Below are 17,493 nucleotides of genomic sequence, written 5' to 3'. Positions count from 1 at the left end.
CCCTAGCTGCCCAATGTATAACGAAGGGGATTACTTCAAATACAAGTCTAAAATTTTACGTTGGTCTGCTGGCACTGTGACAGTGGTCTCAGCAGAAAGCCCTGTTGTTTTGTTGAGGGCTTGGATTTTTACTCCCACTTCCGCTTGAATCAAGTAGGCATCACCTGTGGGTTTAATATTAACAGGAACTCCGGCAATGCGAAGCTCTGGATTCGCTCCACCGTTGACGATGTTAATAATCACGGATGCGACACGAGGAAGTCTTTGTAAAGTGCCGTTAAAAGAATAAGCTTCGTAAGTCGGGGTGATCGTTGTCACTAAATCTGTGTAGCCCTCTTTCACCAAACGAAGGCTGAATGGAGTATTGGCTTTCACCGTTTTACGAGCGGGAGTGAATTCTCCTGTATCAACACCATCAATCACAACACGCGCACGATCTGGACTGCTGTAAATAGTCACAGTGTATTCCGGAGACGTCGCGGCCATGTCTAACTGCTGTGTGCCACCGTTCGCAGCGGTATTCGGAGTATTCGGTGCGGTCACAGTACCGCTCACCGCAGGAGCTTTCGGAGTCTTCTTAGCAACGAAGTTATTATAAACCCACCAGCCGCCCACAACCACAACCAAGCCAATCACGGCCTTCATCACAAGACCTGTCATGTCCTCCATAGAAGACGAAGAGGCCGATCTTGGAATCGAAGTGCGAGTGCCACCTTGTGAAATCGCTGATGGTGTGCGAGTCATGGTTCCTGTGCCAGAAGCATAAGTTCCTGTTGCGGAAGTACGAGTTTGTGTGATGTTTGTGTTCGTTTGACCCGCTGAAGGCATCGCCGGTTTAGGTGGTGTCTTCAGATTATCAAGATTCACACGAATATCTGTCGAAGTATCAATATTTAATTTTTCTTCGGCTTCGTCAGCAATCGGCGGGGCCGCTTGAGGAATCGCACGAGCTTGTGTGCGCATGTCCGTCTGCGTGACCACGGTTTTATCATCCGGGTTTGTCGCCTGGATTTTTGCAAACTCAACAAGTTTACGGCGTTGCTCTAGGAAGGCCGCCGAGAACGCATTTTTCATGAACACGCTGAAGTCATGCGGAGAAAACTCCGGATACTGCGTATTTAGGAAACGGTTTAAGTCACGGTGCAAGGCCGCAGCTGTTTGATAGCGAAGGCTTTTATCTTTTGCGAGAGCCTTATTAACAATTCTTTCTAATTCCGGAGGAACAGAAGGATTGATCTTACGAATAGAAGGAACCTGACACTCACGAATCTTACGAAGAATCGCCGCTTCACTGTTTGAAGTGAAAAGGCGGTCATTCGCCAACAGTTCCCACAGAACGATACCCAAAGAGAAAATATCCGTGCGCGTGTCGATGGATTGACCGTCGGCTTGCTCTGGACTCATGTAGCCGTATTTCCCTTTGAGGGTTCCAGCTTTTGTTGCTTCCAATTGAGTTTCTGCTTTAGCGATACCGAAATCGATGATTTTAACTTCGCCTTCGAAGCTCACCATGATGTTTTGCGGACTCATGTCACGGTGAACGATGTTCAAAGGTTTGCCCGTTGTGCCGTCAAGGCAACGGTGAGCGTGATCCAATCCCGCCGCAACCTCTTTCATCATGTAGACGATTTGCTCGATAGTGAATTGCGTGTTGGACTTTTTTAGTTCATTCAGAATTTGGCGAAGGTTTCGGCCTTCGACGTATTCCATCACCAGGAAGAACTGACTTCTTTCAACCCCGAAGTCGTAAATAGAGACGACGTTCCCGTGATTCAAGTTCACGGCGATCTTCGCCTCTTCTTTAAACATCTCAATAAATTCTTGATGGTCGGAATATTGGGGAAGAATACGTTTAATAGCGACAAACTTGTTGACGCCCACGGCACCCGTTGACTTAGATAGGTACACTTCCGCCATACCGCCTGCGGCGAGACGCTCAAGAAGGATGTACTTACCAAACTGCTCTACGGCTTGAGACATGAAAACTGATTCCCCTTTGTGAGGTCTATCGGTAAAATAAAACTAATCCTTAAGGAGAATTGTCTATGAAATGGATAGGACTGACCGGAGGTATAGCTTGCGGTAAGAGCACTGTAAGCCGTGCGCTTAAAGATCATTCTATTCCAGTTGTAGATGCGGACGAAATTGCCAAAGAGGTCGTGAAGTCCGGATCACCTGGACTGAAGTCTGTGATTGATGTCTTTGGCCAAGACTTCCTTTTACCGGATGGATCTTTGGATCGTCGCAAATTAGGACAGCATGTTTTCGGTCATCCTGAGCTTTTGCATCGTCTTGAATCTATCTTACATCCTTTGATTCGAGAGGAAACTCGTCGCCGTCGTCGACTTCTTGAAGATATGAATCATCCCGTCGCGGTGTACGACATCCCATTGCTTTTCGAAACCAAGGCACAAGATCAGTTCGATGCGGTCGTCGTCGTGTCATGCACAAAAGGACAACAAAAAGAGCGTTTACGTCGTCGTCAGAATTGGACGGATGATGAAATTGATATGCGCATCGCTTCGCAGATCCCTATTCAGTTTAAAGAGCAGCAGGCCGATTTTATTTTGCATAACAATCGGGACGAACAGCACCTCTTGAAAGAAATCGAAAGGTTGCTGGCGTGGTTAGAAACCTTAAAAACCGAGAAAGCTTAAAACGCGAATTGATAACCAAACTGAGCAAATAAATCTGGCCCCGTGACGGCAGCACCGACTCCGAATTCAGCATTGAAAGTCTCACCCATGCCCACAGAGGCCCGCGCGCGCCAGCGGCGAATTTCCACCAGGCCTGCAATTTCATCGGCGCCTTCTAAATACAGATTCGCGGAAGCGCGAAGATAAGGGTTGAATCTGTCATCAGGGCAGCAGTACCAGCGATAACCGGCTCCCAAACCTACGAAGTTTGCCGTGTTCACCGCGACTTCGTAATCCCAATAGATAGAGTCATCTTGGACGGGGATAAAACGGACAGATAAAAAAGGTCCCTGATCCCACTCATCACTTTCTAAGTAGTTTCCACCTTCAAATCCCAAATATGTTCCTAACAAAAATGTTGGGATGGAAGCACGCGCCTCAGGATCTCGTGTTGCCAACAACGGATCATCTTCCCCACTTAAGGGTTGAGTTTCTAAAGTCGTCGTTGTTTGCGGCGCTGCCTGAGAGACAGAGACGCTCAAGACCAAGGTCAAAAAAAGGAGAGAAAGAATAACTCGCATAAGACAAAGTATAATTTAGGACTACAATCATTGTTAACAAATTTGGAGGCAAATTTATGTCGAACCGGGGATCTTTATTCCTCACGGGTCTTTTTGCGCTGTTAACTGGACCTGTTGCCCAGGCAGAAAGCATCAGCACCACTATTCATCACCATTATCAAGCTCCTCGCGCTTTAGGGATGGGTGATGCCTTTGTTGCCGTAGCCAATGACTATTCCGCGATTTTTTATAATCCCGCGGGTCTCGCCAGAAGAGACGACGGTCAGATCAATCTTTCATTGAGTGCCGCCGGGACTCCGGGCGCTTTGGATTTCTATGACGAGTATTCAAAGATTGAATCTTCGAATCAGTCCGAGACCGACAAGCAAACGGCGTATTTGGAACTTATTCAAAAGCACTATGGAGATGTTTATTCTTTAAGATTGGCTCCGTTAGAAGGCTTTTGGGTCCGCCCCAATTGGGGAGTGGCTTTAATCCCGATGGATGTCAGCGTGGAAATGGCCATGCATCAACAAGTCGGTCCGACTTTAAATGCGACGGTTTACGCAGACACCACTTTGGGTCTTGCTTACGGCGATGATCTTCATTGGTTCGATCATGGCCGCCTTTCATGGGGTATTACGGGGAAATTTGTGAACCGTGGATTTTTCAGTCAGCCGATCAGTGCGACAGACTTAGCCGCTAGCGACGAGATTGTTTCTAAAGAAGATCTTTTGGAAGGTTATACCATCGACGCGGACCTTGGTGTCTTGTGGACGCCAGAGCTACCTGATTCCGGGTTTTGGTCGGTTCTTCGCCTAGCTCATCCCACCTTCGGTGCGGTTGTTCGTAACGTTGCTGAAACCGGCTTTGGCCAGTCTATGCAACTAGTAAATAAAGAAAAACAAAACGGCACGCCGGAAAAATTGCACCGCGTGTTCGACTTAGGCTCTCGCTGGGAATATCCGTCTATGTGGATCTTTGGCGGCCGCGGAGTGCTTGATGTGCGTGATTTAGGACATCCTGATTTCACGTGGAGAAAAGGCATTCACTTAGGTTTTGAGTTTGATTGGACAGTGACAAGCTGGTGGAAAGGGCAATACCGCGTCGGCATGAGCCAAGGTTTCTGGACTGCGGGATTGTCTGCCGAACTAGGGATCTTTAACTTGGATGTTGTTTCTTACGCCGACGACGTAGGGACAAGAAATACGCCGATTGAAAGTCGGGTGTATGCGACAAGATTGAACCTGGATTTTTAAGCTCACAGAGTCTAAAAATAAAAAAGGCTTCCACAGGGAAGCCTTTTTTTGTGGCTTTTGACTTGGGAACTATTGAGTCCATTGCTCCAAAAGCTTTTTTCCAAGCTCTACGATTTCGGCTGGATCTGTCGTTGCGATATCAACTCCGGCTTGACCCAAAGCTGTATTAATCTGTCCACAAATATCATCGTTAGCTGTCTGTGTACCACCGCAAGTTGTCGTATAAACTGTCTGTACCACCTCAGTGACCTGAGTGATAGCTTCTTCGGCATCCGCCACTTCAGTAGGGTCGCCAGACGTGAGGCCCGCGATCAAGTTGTTGATTGTCGATTCGATTTGAGCCGCGTCGCAGTCAGAAATGGAAGTGCAAGAACCGAAGGCTCCACCTGAAAGGTTTGAAAGCAAGGTCGCACTTTTTGCCATGGCACCAATCAACGCTAAACCATCTTGGCCGGAAGCATTGCAGGCGGCAAAAGTATCATTCATAAGATCTTGGCGCGGAAATGTTAAAGCCGACAGAAGAGCTGTCGTGCCTTGGTTGTCTTGAATAGCATTCAGAGCATTGGAAAGATTTGCAGGGTCCGTCACTTCGGCAGCGATGAAACCAGCCGCACAACGAAGTGCATAAGCACGTGGAGAACTAAGACCTGTGATCTTACTTGTACATGCCATCGCCGAAGCTTCATCTGTGGCCTTATCAAGGCAGAACTGGGCTTCTGCGATCATGTCCTTTTCAGTTTGTTCACCCTCACATCCCGTAAGGACCAAAGCCAAACTTAATGTCGCTAGCACAGCTGCAGATTTATGGATTTGCATTGAAGTCTCCTTCATGAAGTCTTGAAAGTACTTAGTACTTATCGGAATCCGAAGGGGGGCCTTAACTCAGATTTTGATTAAAAGAATGTAGTTTCGTCTTAACTTGAGACGCTAGAAATTCATTTCCATTTCTAAAGCATAAATGGGATGTGATTCCCAGTTTTGAGCTGTGTGAAACTGTGCGGATTTTTCCACAGGGCGGTAGATGATTTTAAGCATAGGCTCAAAATGAGCTCCTTCATATTTTATAAAAGGAGCCACATCTAGTGTATGGAGGTTCTCGGCAAATGTGGAAAGACGGCTGATTTGATTTTTAAATCCGGTCGCAAATCTTCCCCAAAGATAAGAGGGTGAAAGCTCGAGCTTGGTTTGGCGAATTTCAATATCGTCTTCCGTCTTTGTTGGAAGATACTCGGCGTGCTTCAATCGCAATCGCGCTTTACCCCAGCGTTGCAACGGAATATTCGTGCGAATATCTAACATTAAAGAGCCATCGCGGAAGTCTTTAAGGCGCTGTTCTTCTCGAAGAATGTAATTGTATGTCAGTTGGGTGCGCCATTTTAGTTCCCAGAACTCTTGAACGACTCGTAGACCTAAAGTCGCTTCTTCCATTTGGGACCTTGTTTCTTCGTCATCGACTTTGTGTCCGACTTGAGCACCGAAAACTGTTCCGTAATTTTCAGACCACATACGTGTTATTTGAAGATCGGCCTCTGTCGTGTATCCGTTCACGTTCTTATCTTTATCGAAGGTTGACTTGGCTTCCATTTCGACTTTGATATTCCACGATTTTTTTGGTGATGGATCCCTGATAACGCTGACCGCCTCTTGTGCAAAACCAGGTCGGCACATCAAAAAGAACAAAAATAGAATGAGATGGCGGAAAGTCAGCTTCATGGCCTTTTTATATTGGAAAATTCACCAAAATTATTGTTAGGATTCAGTCAGAGTTTTATCAGTCGACAGATTAGTTATTGTCGATAAGTCCTTGACCACATATACCAGACTAATGGGGACAAAAATGCGTAAATACATTGCATTAACACTGCTTGTTTCGACGGTGGCTCAGGCGGCGCCGGCAGAGAAATACTTGATCCAATCTGAAAAGCCCCTGTTTGAAAATTCGGAAGGTAAGGTGTTATTAGGAGGGCTTTCAGATCTTGTCTATGCTCCGACAGAGTCCTCAAAAGAAAAACGTGTTTTTTACTCTATCACGGATCGCGGACCCAACGGGAAAGAAAAGGGTGATAAGAAAACTCCTGAAAGAGCTTTTCTTCATCCCGCTTACAATCCGCAAATTCTTAAGTTTGAATTTAAAAACGGTGAAGTGAAGCTCATTCAAAGCGTTGGTCTCAAGGTCAAAGTGACATTGAAACCTGAACCGATTTTAATCACCGGTCTGCCGAATGTGAACCCTAAGGTCAATCCAACGGGTGCCGACGAAACTCCGATGGATGCCAAAGGCACTGTTTTAAAGTTCGATGCTATCGGACTTGATCCAGAAGGTTTGGCACTAGACGAGCAAAAGAATTTCTGGGTGAGTGAAGAGTATGGGCCGTCACTTTTGAAGGTGAATGCCGACGGGCTTGTGCAAAAAAGATTTCTTCCTAAGGGGTCTTCCAAAGAGCGCACGGGGATTGAGGAACTTCCGTATTTCTATGCTAAAAGAAAATTGAACCGTGGATTTGAAGCCTTGGTCTTTACACCAGAAAAAACCTTATTGGTGTTCCTGCAAAGTGGCGTTCCTGATCTTGATAAAAATCGGGCTCCGGTCTTAGAGTTTGATCCAATCAAAGAAAAAACAGTGGGCGTTTACTTTTATCCTCTTAGCAAAGAGGGCGGTAAAATTGGAGCGGCGACTGTGGGACCTGACGGGCGTATTTGGGTCTTGGAGCAAAACGGGAAGACCGGCAAAAAAGCGTGGCAAAGAGTTTTTGCCATGGATCGCACGAAAGCCAGCAACGTCGTGCATGAATCTTTGGCTTTGGAATCTTTTAAAATTCCTAAAGACGTCAAAGCTATTGAAAAAACCGAAGTCTTGAACCTGACTGAAAAAGGCTTACAAGATTTTGAAAAATTAGAAGGCATGACGACGGATAAGGATGGTCAAGTCTATATCGTTAACGACAATGACTTTGGCGTGCATGATGCCGAGGTCGGAAGTAAAAACTATTTGTTCGTAATCAAAAAAGAGGAAAGCAAGTGATGAGGACTCTGACTAAGGCTTTGCTGGGACCGATACTTTCTGTTGTCGTAAGCTCGTCGTTAGCGAACGCGAAAGATGACAGTATAAAAAATCAAGTCGAAGCGGGTTTCAACCTCGAAGAAGCCGCCGCTCAAAAGATTTTGAAAAAATATGCTTTCACTGGCGAAGAGCGCATCGACTATTACGCAGACATATATGATGGCAGAAGCTTCCTATTAATCCCCAATCCCGAGATGTATAAGTTCCGTCTGAAAACTACGAAAGGGAAAGCTGTTCTTCAGGCCAACACGAAGATCTCGATTCTGCCTTCAGTGTGTTCCGAGGGGTGGACTTTCAAAGTTAAAGAAAAAGCTGTCGGAGAGTTGAAATTGAACAGCCATGATCGCGAAAAATTCGCGCGTGCCGTCGTGGAGCAATTAGATGCTTTGAATGGAGCGGATTTATCAAAGGCTGTGCATGATGTTCAAAAACTTCACCAGCAAATTGTGGGACTCAAGCTTCCTCTTTTAGACAAACTGCTTTCTGTGCCCGCAAATAACCACTGGTACTTTACGGCGAGCCATTTGACGAAAAAGATCAAGTGGACGGCCCTGCAAGATATGGGTTGGGGACGCGTGGAAGTTTCTATCACTCAAGGTGAAGACTTTGTCGGTAGTACATTCATTCAAAAGAAATATGAAATTGAATTTCAATTGGAAGATGAAATGTCTCAAGAGAACTTTGCTCAATCCATCTGCGCATTCATGAAAGAGCAAGACCTTCAGCCTGAAGATTTGCAACCCGGTCGCAGCAAACCTCAGTTGGAAACCTTGAACCGTCTTTCGCGCATCAACTCTCTTCTTGGCTTTTAAAGTCGGAAGAGAGCCCGTCTACACGACCAAGGACCTTATTTTCCCTTCTTGTCTCAATATGAGCCCCCATTGAACCGATAAGCCTTTTGATATATTCCACGTGTTTTTAGCGAGGTATCTATGAAAAGGATTTTGTGGATCGCGCTCTTTCAAATTTTTGCATTGATGGCGTTCACTTACGAAGTGAATGCACGAGAGCGTCGTAGTTTTTATTCAGGTGTTCGCTGCCAAGCCATGGGTGGGGCCTGTATTGCTGTTACCAATGATGAAACCGCATTGATAGTAAATCCCGCAGCCTTGGGAAAACTTCGAGATTTTTACGGCACCATCATCGACCCCGAAATTGAACTGGGTTACAACGCTCCTGGATTCTACAGCGAAGAAGCTTTTTCTAATCCTTTTTCATTAGAAGACGTTGCGCCAGCCTTGGACAAAAAGCGCAGTTCGTACTATCACGCCAAAGCTCAAGTGTTTCCTTCATTTGTTGGCAGAAATTTCGGTGTGGGACTTTATGGAAATTATCTGTTAGATGCTGAGATGTCCGGTGATGGAACGACGATCGACACTTACTATCGTAATGACGTGGCCTTCATTCTCGGATTTAACTTCCGTTTCTGGGATGGACGAATCAAGCTTGGCTTTAACACGAAACTTATCAACCGCATTGAAGTGGACAATCAAACTTTGAGTGCCACAGGTCCACTGGATTATGATTCCATCGCAAGTGAGGGGGTCGGCCTTTCAACGGATGTTGGGTTGATCCTGGCGGCGCCTTGGAAGTTTCTGCCGACGGTGACAGCCGTCGTGCGTGATGTGGGCGGCACGAGCTTCGATCAAGCAAGTGGTATCCGATTAGACACAGTCAACCGTCCCAATTTGATAAAGCAAGACATCGATGTGGCAGCGGCTCTCTTTCCGATTCACTCGAACAACATTCGTTCCGCTTGGACGGTAGAGTACCGTGGCTTATTAACATCAGGTGATGAAGAGGATAAGGCCAAATTGATTCACGGTGGTTTCGAATTGAACTTCGGGGATGCCTTCTTTTTCCGTGGAGGATATAATCAAAGATACTGGACCGCAGGCTTTGAGTATTCTACAGAACACTTTCAATGGCAGCTTGCATCTTACGGCGAAGAAGTCGGCACTCAAGACGAACCTAAAGAAGACAGACGTTATACTATGAAGTTTGCTTACCGGTTTTAAGGATGAGGCATGAAATATTTTAGACATCTCTTTATCATTCTAATTTCTCTGTCGGTGGCGACTTCTTGTAGTAATCAGGAAAACGTTTTGACCGAATATGCATCTACGGATTCAGATGCCGCTCTTTATTTGGAAGCAAAAAAGAAAATGGATGATTCTGCTTGGGACGATGCGATCTCGATTATGACGACGCAATTGTCTGCGGATTATCAGGCCCGCAATGACGTGAAAACCAGTTTAATGCATGCGTATGGCGGTAAATGTGGTATTTCATTCTTCGATTTAGTCAGTGCGCTTAAAGGTGTTTCTTCGACGAAAATGTTTGAAATTGCACTGCAAATTTTCGCGGGAAAAGCGACGGATGTTGCGGCCTGTGATAACGCCATCGGCATTCTAATGAGTATCGGAACCACGGCGGCACAACGAACAAATGATCAAAATCTTTTTGCTGCCATCCTGGGACTTACTCGCATGGCGACGACATTAAAATCAAAATTTGATACTGATGCTGCGGGTCTTGGAGACGGCTCGCCCGATGGGGGAGTCGAAGCCTGTACTGTCAGTGCTGCCGCCGGAAAACTCAGCGATGCGGAAGTCGATCGCATTGTTACGGGTGTCGGTTTGGTCTTTGAAAACTTAACCGCTTTAGGCGATGAATTGACGTCTGGAACCGCAGGGGATTCTTTTGGTGATGCTCAAACCCTTTGTCAAACAGACGTGGTTATTCCACCTATTGGAACGCCTCAAGATCATGGCGCTCCGATGGGAGTGACTTGGGTTGATTTAGGAATGCCTTCAAACACACCGACTTATCAAGATTTCGGTTTGGGTGCAGACGTGGCAGATCCTATTGTATGTACGACAACTCAAGATGCGGATGTCACTCCAAAATTGCGTCGAATTTTTCGTCGTATGATTGAAAGCAGCAGTCTTGGTGTAGGAGCTTGTGATATTGCCGATATCGTCGTGAACTACACGATGGGATCTCCTCCTACTATTTCTGTGAATGCGGATTGTTGTCCGGGGATGCAAGCTCCATGAAGTTGATTTTTGCCGCACTTATCCTGACATTCAGTGCACAGAGTTTCGCGCAGTCTTTGGGTGAAACAACACGCTCTATTCGCGCACGCGGGATGGGGGGAGTGTTAGTGCCGTTTGTAAGTGATGCGGATGCCTTGTTCGTTAATCCCGCAGCTTTAAAAAGAGCCGCCGCCATTGATATCAAGCTGATTGATTTAATGGCCGGAGCGAATAAAACCTTGGTCGACAGTTTGGATGACTTGCAAAATATCGATGCCAATGACCCTTCCACATTCAACCAGTTCTATGGCAAAAAACTGTGGGCCCAAGGCGTAGGGAAAGCGGCGATTTCGTTGCCTTTAATTTCTGGCGGCTATTTGTACGATACGGAAGTGACGGCCGAACTTCACAATCCAGCGTTCCCGCAGTTCGAAACCTACTTCCGCAGTGATCAAGCCATTTATTTGGGGACAGCCTTTTCTTTAGGCCCCTCCACCTATTTTGGAATGAGTGTGAAGAGGGTGTCTCGTCAAGGGGGCTCGACGCAAGAGTTGAGCATCAGTGATATTGCAGACTCGAGCAGTTTGTCGGATATAGGTGATCGCTTTGCCAACAAAGGGCAAGGGTATGGTGCGGATCTCGCGATCTTGCATGAGATTCCTTTGCCGATTTTAAAGCCAACACTCACGCTTGTGTGGCAGGACGTCGGTAACACGGCATTTAAGAAAACAGAGGGCGACGATGCGCCCGTTCATATCGAGCAGAATTTAGTCTTTGGTGCGGGCGTTGGAATGGATTTGCCTGGCCTTGATTGGGTGATAGGCGTCGAGGGCCGCAGACTCTTGAATCCTGAAATCGAAATAGGTAAGAAACTGCACGTCGGAACGGAGATTTCTCTTCCACTGATCGACTTGCGCGCGGGATATAATCAAGGTTACCTCAGTTACGGTGTGGGTGTGAATTTTCTCATATTCCATCTTGATGCTGTAAGTTACACTGAGGAGACCGGTCTTTATCCAGGCCAAGACGGGGATTCCCGTTATATGGCGAGTCTCAGTATTGATTTAAGCTTTGATGCAAACTTCAAATTCACGGATAATAACGGCAAGAGACGTAAACTTAAACAACGCCGGTAATTCGTAAATGTTGCAAGTCATTCCTATAGACAGTCGAACTCAGATCGCACAGATTTTTGCGAACTACAATCCACGTTCACAATCGTGGTTGGTCTCTGACTTGCGCACAAAATTCGAACTTCAACAAAAAATTCTGGCACGCGAAGGACAGTATGTTGATGAGTCTGTTTTGCGCGCCAGTGATCTTTGGAAAATTCTGTTGAAGCGTTTGGATCCGGGTTTGCGTTTGGTGAGCGATCCTTTTGCACGATCTCTTCTGCGCACTATTATGGACGAGAACGCCGAAGTTCTTGGCGTCAACTCTTCCGCAGAGGACACGGTCTTTTCTTATATCGACCAAATGGCGGCGGTGCTTTTCCACCCCGAGGGAACCTCACGCCTAGAAGAGTGGTTCGAAACTCACCCTGAATCTAAGAACCGGTGGCGTGATTGGTACTTGCGCGCGCGTTTCTGTGCGCTGAAACTTCTTCAAGACCACCGCGTGATCACTGCGGACTGGATCACGGCTTATTTGCAAAACTTCAATGAGCTTGAACGCGTCTGGGACATTCCTTTGATCGTCGATCTGAGCGGGGAAATCTCACGTGTCGAGGCCGAAATCCTGCGCGTGCTTTCTCGTTCCGTGGACGTGATTGTTTTAGAGCCGAATCCATCTTGGAAAAAAGATTTCCATTTCCTTCTAAAGCCTTACGAAGATCTGCGCCAACAAAGTCAGAAGGTGCAAGAGCTTCCTTCTGTCGTAAAAAAGGAAAAGCGCCAGGATGTGATGCGTTTTTCGGGAATGCTAGCCGAAATCAAACACAGTGTCGGGCAGGTGCGCGAATGGTTGGATGAAGGAAAGTCCCCCGAATCTATTGCCATCGTTGCTCCTGATATCGAAACCTACTGGCCGGTTTTGCAGTCGTATTTGCAAGAAGAAGGCATTCCGGTTCAAAAGGATATTACGCACAAAGCGCAAAGTCTTCCCTCAGTCACACGTTGGCTGGCTTTACTTCGCTCTAAGAGCGGACGGCTTTCCAGCTCGGACCTTGAAATTTCTTTCTTCGATAAAGAAGAATCTCAAGAGCTTCGCTATGAAGAATTCCGTTCGTTGTTTAAGAGCCTTTACGTGAATGAAGATCTTGCCCGCAATGAAACAGTCTATAAGGTCTTCCATGAGCAATTGGATCTTACTGGAGTTTTAAGTCGCGACGAGTTTGTCGCCAAAGCCTTGATGTACTGGAACTCAGCCGAGACTGACATTGTGCAAGTAATCTTGCGCGAGCTCTTACAAAATGCCATTAGCTCGACCAAACTTATTTGGAAAGAATGGCTGAGTTATCTTGAAAGCATCGTGGCCGCTAAAGAGTACACTTTAGAAAAAGGCCATCCTCGCGGCATCATGGTGACAAAGCTGATGTCAGCGCATAGTGAAAAGGCGCAGTACCGTATCTTCGTAGGTCTGACTGACGAGGCTTTGCGTGCCAGAAATAAAACGCAGCTTTCGGGTCAAGACTATTTTGAGTTAGCAAAAGACATTGGTTTCTACTTGGATAATCCAGATCAAAGTGATTTGGATTTTGAACTTCGTTTGTTGGCAGAAGCTGAAAGCACTCACGACATTTTCTGTTTTGGTGCTACAGATTTAAGCGGTAGCCTCTGTTCTCCTTGCACATTCTGGATGAGCTTATCTGGCGATCACGAATCTTTAAATCTTCCTAAAGAAACTCGTTGGGATGAATTGCAGCACTCTGATCAAACTGCGGGGCGTCCTTGGGTGGATGCACGTAAAGAAAATATCGAAAGACGCATTCAACAGGATATGGGAAAGATGGAGCTTGAAAATATTCAAGTGCCAAATTTACCGCGAATCTCTGCGTCCTCTGTAGAAAGCTTCCTAGAGTGTCCTTTCGTGTTTGCAGCGCAAAGATATTTTAAATTAAAAGACCTTCCTGATATTGATCTGGATGTGGATCATCGAACTCGTGGTCAGTTGGCCCATGCTCTATTTGAAAAACTGACGGCAGAGCCGATGCGCTTTAATTGGACCACGGAAGAGTTGGACCAGGTTCTAGAAGAAATCAAAACGGAAAAGAAACTTCTTTTCGCTGATGATCGTCTTTGGAAACCATTCAAGAAAAAACACATTCATTTAGGACAGCGCTTTTTAGAGTTTGAAAAGCGTTGGCGGGATGAGTTTAAGAAAACACGTACTTTGGCCCGAGAAAAGCGTTTCGAATTTTATCTAGATCCAGTGACCGAAGAAATTTCTCGAGAACCCAAAGACAACTGTTTCCGTATCTCTGGTCAAATCGACCGTATTGACGGGGATGGTGTCAGTCAGTTGGTTGTTCTGGATTATAAGAGTTCCGCAGGTGGAATCTCTTCTCATGCTTCGTGGTTTAAAAACCGCGAGCTGCAACTTTTGTTTTACATGTGGGTGATTGAAAAAGGCCTGCTAGAAGACGTTGGCGGAGAAGTCATCGGTCTTTTTTATTACGTCTTTAGGAACTTCGAACGCAAAGGATTTAAAATCGAAGATTTTGCCGGAGGTTTGTTTCCGTCTTCAAAACGGAAAGATAAAAATGCCACGGCTGAATCCAAAGAAAAATATCTTTCTGAATTCAGCACAGTTCTTATGGGAACTTTAGATCGTATTAAAAAAGGTGAAAGTCAGGCAAAACCCGCGGACTTCAAGACCTGTTCTGGTTGTGAATGGAGGCGACAATGTCGAGCCCCACATCTGAATTAAAAAACACCATTCTGCGCGCCGGTGCCGGTGCGGGTAAAACCACAACGTTGACTCAAACTTTTTTGAAGTTTGCTAGCGACTTTAAAGAAAGAAACGGCAAGTTTCCACGCATCGTCGTGACGACCTTCACGCGCAAAGCCACGCAAGAACTGAAAGAACGTCTTTTAAGTAAAGCTTTATCCGAAGGACGTGAAGATCTTTTCCACTATGTCAGTGCAAAGTCGCAAGTTCAGATTTCAACTATTCACGGGGTTTTAAGTCTGTTCTTATCTCGTTATGGTTCGAGCATCGGACTGACGCCTGATTATAAAATCATGAGCGATTCCGAGATCCGCAAGGGCGCGCGTAAAATCATGCGCAAGTACTTGTTAGAAAATCCTTCTTTGCAAGAGCTTCTGGAAGAATACGACTTTCAAACCCTGGAAAGCGCCTTGCTAAAGTATTTCTCTGAAAATGTGATCTTTCCCAACATGACCTTTATTGAAAAAGGGGACATGCAAAAGGAAACTGAAAAAGTCGTCAAAGATATCGCAGGTAAGCTGAAGCGAGTCTGCACTGAGATCGGACAAGAAGCCTCCAATGAAAAGTGGCAGGAATACGCTCAATCTTTAGCGAACTTCTCTTGGGCAGTGTCGTCTTGGGATGAATTCTTTGCACGCCTGGAGAGTTTCTGGGAACACACTTCGAAACCTCAGTTCAGAAAAGCGACGCCGCCATTTTCGCTCAGTCTTCATGAAGAATTAGAAGAATTGCGTGAGCGTATTGATAAGCTCTTAGAAGAGCCCCGCTATCGTCCCGTATTTTGGGAAAAGCATCAAAAGAACTGTGAACTTTTTGATGAACTCGCGGCTTTCTTCTGTCGTGACTTTATGAGCACGAAACTAGAGCAGGGTCTGCTTTCTATGAGTGACCTTGAGACTCTATCGTACAAAATCATTCAAGAGTCCCCAGACACTGCCGTGAAGTTTTCGCAAGAGTGGGATTTTTGGATGGTCGACGAATACCAGGATACAAGCCCTGTGCAAGTGCGGTTGTTGCGTCACCTTATCGGCGAGCGTCCTTTGTTTGTGGTGGGAGATCCCCAACAAAGTATCTATCTTTTCCGTGGAGCCCGTTCGGAAGTCTTCCAGGAAAAGGTCAGCGAAATCCAAAGCCAAAACGGTGATGTGCAGATCAAACTGACGAACTACCGCTCATCGCCAGAAGTGTTAGAATTCTTCAATCACTACTTTACGAAGCTGAGCAAGCAGTTTGCCGCCATGACTCCGGCTCCAGATAAAATCCGTAAAGGAAATGACGATCCTGTTGTGCAAGTTTTACTTTCCGAAACAGGCGAGGAAGATGAAACGTCCGCCGAGGTTTTAACGACAGTGGCCCGTATCCAAGAGCTTCTGGCGGAAGGCGTGAGCCCTGAACAGATCTGCGTGTTAGGACGTACTCATAAAACTTTGGAAGATATTGCGAAGGTGGCCCAAGAGTACGGTGTTCCCTTGCAGCTTCACAGTGGCAGTGGTTTTTATGAGCGTCGCGAAGTTTTAGACGCCTTGGCTATTTTGAAATTCTTGGTGAATCCTCATGATAATGCCAATTTCGTGGCTTTGTTAAGATCCCCATGGTTGGCGTTGTCGGACAGTGAAATTGCAAGTTACTGTCACAGCTTCAAGCATTCCTTCTGGAAAGAGGCGCAAAAGCCTTTGGAGCAAAAAGATGAAACTCATCCGTTGCGCATTCTTAGAACTTTGATTGCGCAAAGTGAAACCAAGGGACTGTCTTGGACCTTTAAGCGAGCTTTGATTGACCTGGGACTTTTTGATTATTCCGCAAAAATCGATTCAACGGGACGTCGCGAGGCCAATCTATGGAAGGTCGTGGCACTTCTTAGCCAAGAGGAACGCCGACCGGGCTTTAACTTTTTGGATTTCTTAGACTCTAGCCTTGAAACTTTGTCGACGGACGAAGGCGGGGAAGATGCTGATGCGACGCCGGTGATTGAGCCTAAGCGTGTGAACTTCATGACCGTGCATGCCTCCAAAGGGTTGCAGTTTGATCAAGTTATTTTACCAGGCATGGGACAAGATCCTCGCGCTAGTCACGCCCCTGTGCTCAGTATCAGAGAACAAGATGGTTTGTGGTCCCTGAAAGTTCGCAATGAAGAAACTCAAGCGATGACCGGAAGTATTCTAGCTGATCAAATCACGGAAGAGCTTCGTCAGCGTGAAAGTGAAGAGTTCAATCGAGTGCTTTACGTAGCCATGACTCGCGCCAAATCCGGTGTCTCTTTAATTTGGGACCGAAAGATCGGGAAGAAGTCATGGGCCGCGCAATGTCCTTTGAACCTGGAAGAAGGTCTGCATCAGGAAAAAGATTTTTCTTATGTGGTGCGCGTGGAAAACCTATTGCCAAAGAAAATGCAAAGCGAGGCATTGGAACATAAGAATCTTCGTCCGGCATGGCAAGGCGAAGACGTAGAAGCTAAACGCAAATTTATCTCTGTCACGGAACTCGTAGCACCGGAAGCGATCTCGGGCTCTGCTTACACTCCGAAAGCTGGTGCTTTAGGGCAAGGTCTAGCTCGGGCTCAGCAGGGTACGAATGCCCATAGATTGTTTGAAGCCTTAAAATACACCTCTTACGAAGAACTACTAAAGGTTTCAGATGAAGATTTAAAAAAGCCTTTGCAGTTCTTAACTGAAACCAAAGACATTCCTCTTTTAGAGATCATTGAAAAGGGACATGTCGAATGGGGTTTTGCTTTGAGTTTTAAAGATGCTCTGATGCAAGGTCAGATCGATCTTTGGGGCATCGTTGATGATACTTTGTGGATGGTGGACTATAAAACTGGCTCTCAACGGTATTCAGAGACCGCCTTTAAACAGTTAGAAGCCTATGCATGGGCTCTTTATCAAATGAAGTATTTAGACGGCGTTCATAAAATCAATCTTGCTGTTGTTTATCCGATGGAGGGATTGGTGAAGATAGAGAATGTCCGCAGTCTGGCAGAGATGAATTCTCGAATGGAAAAAAGACTTCTCGAGTACATACAGTCACCGGAGTCCTGACTTTTGTTTTCCC

13 protein-coding genes are annotated in these 17,493 nt (G+C 46.1%); 9 read left to right on the top strand and 4 right to left on the bottom strand.

The features are described 5' to 3' along the window. Positions 1 to 30 precede the first annotated feature (30 nt). Positions 31 to 1,980, bottom strand: coding sequence for a serine/threonine-protein kinase (locus tag AZI87_RS03295; RefSeq protein WP_063204992.1), 1,950 nt, complete (start codon positions 1,978 to 1,980; stop codon positions 31 to 33). A gap of 65 nt (positions 1,981 to 2,045) precedes the next feature. Here AZI87_RS03295 and coaE point away from each other — a divergent pair, with 65 nt between their 5' ends. Further along, positions 2,046 to 2,657 (top strand): dephospho-CoA kinase, encoded by a 612-nt coding sequence (coaE, locus tag AZI87_RS03290; RefSeq protein ID WP_063204991.1) that lies wholly within the window; start codon positions 2,046 to 2,048, stop codon positions 2,655 to 2,657. On the opposite strand, the gene AZI87_RS03285 is transcribed toward coaE, so the two are convergent. Next, the gene (locus AZI87_RS03285) at positions 2,654 to 3,217 is read right to left on the bottom strand and encodes a hypothetical protein (RefSeq protein ID WP_063204990.1); all 564 of its coding nucleotides are present in this window, start codon (positions 3,215 to 3,217) and stop codon (positions 2,654 to 2,656) included. The genes coaE and AZI87_RS03285 overlap by 4 nt on opposite strands. A gap of 56 nt (positions 3,218 to 3,273) precedes the next feature. Here AZI87_RS03285 and AZI87_RS03280 point away from each other — a divergent pair, with 56 nt between their 5' ends. Further along, the gene (locus AZI87_RS03280) at positions 3,274 to 4,455 is read left to right on the top strand and encodes a conjugal transfer protein TraF (protein WP_063204989.1); all 1,182 of its coding nucleotides are present in this window, start codon (positions 3,274 to 3,276) and stop codon (positions 4,453 to 4,455) included. Between the two features lie 69 nt (positions 4,456 to 4,524). Here AZI87_RS03280 and AZI87_RS03275 read toward each other — a convergent pair whose 3' ends face one another. Both AZI87_RS03275 and AZI87_RS03270 read right to left on the bottom strand, forming a co-directional pair. Continuing rightward, complete coding sequence (locus AZI87_RS03275) at positions 4,525 to 5,271, bottom strand: hypothetical protein (protein WP_063204988.1); 747 nt, start codon at positions 5,269 to 5,271, stop codon at positions 4,525 to 4,527. A gap of 111 nt (positions 5,272 to 5,382) precedes the next feature. Further along, positions 5,383 to 6,168, bottom strand: a complete 786-nt coding sequence (locus tag AZI87_RS03270; protein WP_063204987.1) for a hypothetical protein — start codon at positions 6,166 to 6,168, stop codon at positions 5,383 to 5,385. A 124-nt stretch (positions 6,169 to 6,292) separates the two neighbouring features. On the opposite strand from AZI87_RS03270, the gene AZI87_RS03265 reads away from it, so the two are divergent. The 7 genes from AZI87_RS03265 to AZI87_RS03235 all read left to right on the top strand — a co-directional run bounded on the left by AZI87_RS03265 (position 6,293) and on the right by AZI87_RS03235 (position 17,480). Further along, positions 6,293 to 7,477 (top strand): esterase-like activity of phytase family protein, encoded by a 1,185-nt coding sequence (locus AZI87_RS03265; protein WP_063204986.1) that lies wholly within the window; start codon positions 6,293 to 6,295, stop codon positions 7,475 to 7,477. Then, complete coding sequence (locus tag AZI87_RS03260) at positions 7,477 to 8,328, top strand: hypothetical protein (RefSeq protein ID WP_063204985.1); 852 nt, start codon at positions 7,477 to 7,479, stop codon at positions 8,326 to 8,328. The genes AZI87_RS03265 and AZI87_RS03260 overlap by 1 nt, the downstream gene beginning before the upstream one ends. Before the next feature lie 120 nt (positions 8,329 to 8,448). Next, complete coding sequence (locus tag AZI87_RS03255; RefSeq protein WP_253696392.1) at positions 8,449 to 9,534, top strand: hypothetical protein; 1,086 nt, start codon at positions 8,449 to 8,451, stop codon at positions 9,532 to 9,534. 9 nt (positions 9,535 to 9,543) lie between these two features. Beyond that, complete coding sequence (locus tag AZI87_RS03250; RefSeq protein ID WP_063204984.1) at positions 9,544 to 10,575, top strand: hypothetical protein; 1,032 nt, start codon at positions 9,544 to 9,546, stop codon at positions 10,573 to 10,575. Continuing rightward, on the top strand, positions 10,572 to 11,690 hold the full coding sequence (locus tag AZI87_RS03245) for a hypothetical protein (RefSeq protein WP_081112117.1): 1,119 nt from the start codon (positions 10,572 to 10,574) through the stop codon (positions 11,688 to 11,690). The genes AZI87_RS03250 and AZI87_RS03245 overlap by 4 nt, the downstream gene beginning before the upstream one ends. A gap of 7 nt (positions 11,691 to 11,697) precedes the next feature. After that, positions 11,698 to 14,421 carry a PD-(D/E)XK nuclease family protein gene (locus tag AZI87_RS03240; protein ID WP_063204982.1) on the top strand — a complete coding sequence of 908 codons (2,724 nt, stop codon included), beginning with the start codon at positions 11,698 to 11,700 and terminating at the stop codon, positions 14,419 to 14,421. Then, on the top strand, positions 14,397 to 17,480 hold the full coding sequence (locus tag AZI87_RS03235) for a UvrD-helicase domain-containing protein (protein WP_063204981.1): 3,084 nt from the start codon (positions 14,397 to 14,399) through the stop codon (positions 17,478 to 17,480). The genes AZI87_RS03240 and AZI87_RS03235 overlap by 25 nt, the downstream gene beginning before the upstream one ends. The last annotated feature ends 13 nt before the right edge of the window (positions 17,481 to 17,493 follow it).

It is taken from the genome of Bdellovibrio bacteriovorus (genome assembly GCF_001592745.1).
Taxonomy (GTDB): domain Bacteria; phylum Bdellovibrionota; class Bdellovibrionia; order Bdellovibrionales; family Bdellovibrionaceae; genus Bdellovibrio; species Bdellovibrio bacteriovorus_B.
This window is presented reverse-complemented; position numbering and strand designations above follow the sequence as displayed.

What these genes read in the sequence shown, in the direction of transcription:
- AZI87_RS03235 (WP_063204981.1), top strand. Translation starts at nt 14,397, where the DNA reads ATGTCGAGCCCCACATCTGAATTAAAAAACACCATTCTGCGCGCCGGT.
- AZI87_RS03250 (WP_063204984.1), top strand. Translation starts at nt 9,544, where the DNA reads ATGAAATATTTTAGACATCTCTTTATCATTCTAATTTCTCTGTCGGTG.
- AZI87_RS03275 (WP_063204988.1), bottom strand. Translation starts at nt 5,271, where the DNA reads ATGCAAATCCATAAATCTGCAGCTGTGCTAGCGACATTAAGTTTGGCT.
- AZI87_RS03285 (WP_063204990.1), bottom strand. Translation starts at nt 3,217, where the DNA reads ATGCGAGTTATTCTTTCTCTCCTTTTTTTGACCTTGGTCTTGAGCGTC.
- AZI87_RS03255 (WP_253696392.1), top strand. Translation starts at nt 8,449, where the DNA reads ATGAAAAGGATTTTGTGGATCGCGCTCTTTCAAATTTTTGCATTGATG.
- AZI87_RS03260 (WP_063204985.1), top strand. Translation starts at nt 7,477, where the DNA reads ATGAGGACTCTGACTAAGGCTTTGCTGGGACCGATACTTTCTGTTGTC.
- AZI87_RS03295 (WP_063204992.1), bottom strand. Translation starts at nt 1,980, where the DNA reads ATGTCTCAAGCCGTAGAGCAGTTTGGTAAGTACATCCTTCTTGAGCGT.
- AZI87_RS03265 (WP_063204986.1), top strand. Translation starts at nt 6,293, where the DNA reads ATGCGTAAATACATTGCATTAACACTGCTTGTTTCGACGGTGGCTCAG.
- coaE (WP_063204991.1), top strand. Translation starts at nt 2,046, where the DNA reads ATGAAATGGATAGGACTGACCGGAGGTATAGCTTGCGGTAAGAGCACT.
- AZI87_RS03270 (WP_063204987.1), bottom strand. Translation starts at nt 6,168, where the DNA reads ATGAAGCTGACTTTCCGCCATCTCATTCTATTTTTGTTCTTTTTGATG.
- AZI87_RS03240 (WP_063204982.1), top strand. Translation starts at nt 11,698, where the DNA reads ATGTTGCAAGTCATTCCTATAGACAGTCGAACTCAGATCGCACAGATT.
- AZI87_RS03245 (WP_081112117.1), top strand. Translation starts at nt 10,572, where the DNA reads ATGAAGTTGATTTTTGCCGCACTTATCCTGACATTCAGTGCACAGAGT.
- AZI87_RS03280 (WP_063204989.1), top strand. Translation starts at nt 3,274, where the DNA reads ATGTCGAACCGGGGATCTTTATTCCTCACGGGTCTTTTTGCGCTGTTA.